Genomic DNA, 2,804 nt, shown 5'->3' on the forward strand with positions numbered 1-2,804 from the left:
CTATTGCTTAACGCAAACACTCTATCAACAAAATCCGGTGATGGAATATGAAGCAGGTCTTTCGAAAGTGTCCTGCTTTTGTAATTCAGTAGATACTCTGCGTCACTACCGATCAATTTTTGTATATCCTGATAATTCATAAAAAACCGTTTTAATTAAAAAGCTTAATTATCTATATCATCAATAAGAAGGCCATTGTTCATTCCATCAATCCTATTACTCCGGACATATCTAGTACACTCACATAAAGCAATCCACATAATCGAGGGCCATGTGTATAACTAAACCAGCAGCAATTAATCGCAGCCGGGGAAAGAATAATAATCCTATATAAATCCCCACAGCCAGATAAGAGTGTAAAGGATGAAATCCAATACTGCATCGGTTTGGATCGTATATAGGATTGGCCAATAAATGATCCAGATCCACTATCATGGTTGCTATCATTATCAGCCATGCTTTCCAAAGCATCTTTCTATAAAACATGCCTGCAATTAGTGCAGGAGCCAGGAAATGGAGTACAATGTGAAACATATCTATAAAGTCATAAACTCACTACGGCTTCACTTTCAACATACTAGCATTAATGGCTACAACAATTGTGCTAACGGTCATGAGTACTGCCCCGGCTGCCGGACTTAATAATATTCCCTGGTTATAAAGAACACCGGCTGCAAGAGGCAATGCGATCACATTATACCCGGTTGCCCATACCAGGTTTTGAATCATTTTACGATAAGTGGCCTTACCAAATAAAATCAGATTGACCACATCCTTTGGATTACTATTAACCAAAATAATTCCGGCTGTTTCAGCGGCAATATCGCTGCCGCTGCCTACGGCAATACCCACATCGGCAATGGCTAAAGCAGGCGCGTCATTTACCCCATCACCTGTCATAGCTACAAACTCCCCTTTACTTTGCAGCTCCTTTATTTTTTCGAGTTTCTGGTGAGGCAATACCTGAGCCATAAAACTATCCATTCCCAGTGTTTCACTAACGCTTTTGGCGACTTTATCGTTGTCACCTGTTAGGAGAATAGATTTGATGTTGTTCTGCTTTAGTGTTTTGATAGCTTCTTCAGATTCAGGCCGTATCTCGTCTGATAACGCGATATATCCCGCCAATTCATCATTGATCAGTACAAATACAACCGTTTCTGTATCGTTCGCTGCGAAACCATCGGGTATAGTAATGTCATTTTCTTTTAAGTAACCCGGACTTACGACCAGGATCTTTTTGCCCTCTACCGTAGCCTCAACACCTTTACCAGTGATAGCATTAAAGTTTTCTGTTGCAGGAATAGTGATAGATAAGTCTTTTACCTTTTGCAGGATGCCTGTAGCTATAGGATGTTCTGATTTTTGCTCTAGAGCAGAAGCTAAACGAATGATCTCGTTTTCAGCAAGCCCTTTTTGAAGGGGGACTATTTTTGAGACTTGGAATTTAGCTACCGTAAGTGTTCCCGTTTTATCAAAAACGATGGTTGTGATTTTCCTTGAATTCTCAAAAGCTGTTCTGTTTTTAATCAGCAACCCATTTTTTGCAGATAAGGCAGTTGATTTAGCAACGACCAAAGGCACTGCCAATCCTAAGGCATGCGGGCAACAAATCACGATTACCGTTACCATCCTTTCCATAGCAAATGCCAGAGTTTGTCCGGTTAAATACCAGTATAAAAATGTAGCTATACCCGAAACCAGAGCAATTACAGTTAGCCATCTTGCCGCCTTATCTGCCAGGAGCTGTGTTTTAGATTTAGACTTTTGCGCATCATCCACCAGCTTGATTACCTGCGAGAGATAAGAATCTTTTGCAGCATGCGCCACGGTAACTTTTATAAAGCCATTGCCATTAATAGCGCCTGCAATTACTTTATCCCCTTTACTCTTTTGCACAGGCTTTGACTCACCTGTTAACATGGACTCATTAAGATAACTTTCGCCTTCCAAAACAACGCCATCTGCTGCAACTTTTTCGCCGGGCTTAACCAGAATAATGTCATTCTCTTTTAATGTATCGGTCTTGACATCATGCACCATATCGGGCATCACCATGTGCGCATCAGAAGGCATTAATTGAACCAATAACTCCAGCTCTTTAGATGCCCCGGCAACAGATTTCATTTCAATCCAATGCCCCAAAAGCATGATGAGGATCAGGGTTGACAACTCCCAGAAGAAATCCATACCCTGTAAGCCAAATACTACAGCTACACTATAAACATATGCGACTGTTATAGCGAAGCCAATTAAAAACATCATGCCTGGATTTTTGGCCTTTACCTCATCTACTAATCCTTTTAAAAATGGCCATCCACCATAAAAAAACACAATCGATGATAAGGCAAATAAGATATAGGATGAACCTGTGAACTGCCAGTCTACACCAATGAACTGCTGTATCATTGGTGATAAAAGCATAATAGGGATGGTAAGTGCCAGCACAACATAAAATCGCTTTTTGAAATCAGCGATCATCATGGAATGATTATGACCTTCGTGACCCATTGAAGGATTTCCATGCTTTGAGTGATCCATTTTGGAATGATCAACAGTTGGGGACTTCCCAGCATCAGTTTTATCTTTTTCTTCCTGCGGCTCATCGACCGGTGGGGTTACCGGTATTTCAGCTTTTCCTTCTGGCGGTTTAACTGCCGCGGCGCCTGGCGAAGGCACTTCAGGATTTTCTGTCTTTGCGGCCGGTTGGGTTTCAGCATTGTCCTTATCATCCAGCGGTTTTTCTTCAGGTGGCATTGCCTGGGTCTCCCCTTTATTTTCTACGGGTTTGACAGCTGTACTAG

Annotated in this window: 2 protein-coding genes; both read right to left on the reverse strand. The window is 41.6% G+C overall.

Going from position 1 to position 2,804, the window contains the following annotated elements; genetic code table 11:
* Nucleotides 1–240: 240 nt before the first annotated feature.
* The gene (locus WBJ10_RS17670) at nucleotides 241–534 is read right to left on the reverse strand and encodes a DUF6122 family protein (protein WP_424292698.1); all 294 of its coding nucleotides are present in this window, start codon (nucleotides 532–534) and stop codon (nucleotides 241–243) included.
* A 21-nt stretch (nucleotides 535–555) separates the two neighbouring features.
* On the reverse strand, nucleotides 556–2,757 hold the full coding sequence (locus tag WBJ10_RS17675; RefSeq protein WP_424292700.1) for a copper-translocating P-type ATPase: 2,202 nt from the start codon (nucleotides 2,755–2,757) through the stop codon (nucleotides 556–558).
* Nucleotides 2,758–2,804 lie beyond the last annotated feature (47 nt).

The sequence above is a fragment of the Daejeonella sp. genome (genome assembly GCF_049655485.1).
Classification (GTDB): domain Bacteria; phylum Bacteroidota; class Bacteroidia; order Sphingobacteriales; family Sphingobacteriaceae; genus Daejeonella.

Coding starts and splice junctions, on each gene's coding strand:
- WBJ10_RS17675 (WP_424292700.1), bottom strand. CDS start 2,757: ATGCCACCTGAAGAAAAACCGCTGGATGATAAGGACAATGCTGAAACC.
- WBJ10_RS17670 (WP_424292698.1), bottom strand. CDS start 534: ATGTTTCACATTGTACTCCATTTCCTGGCTCCTGCACTAATTGCAGGC.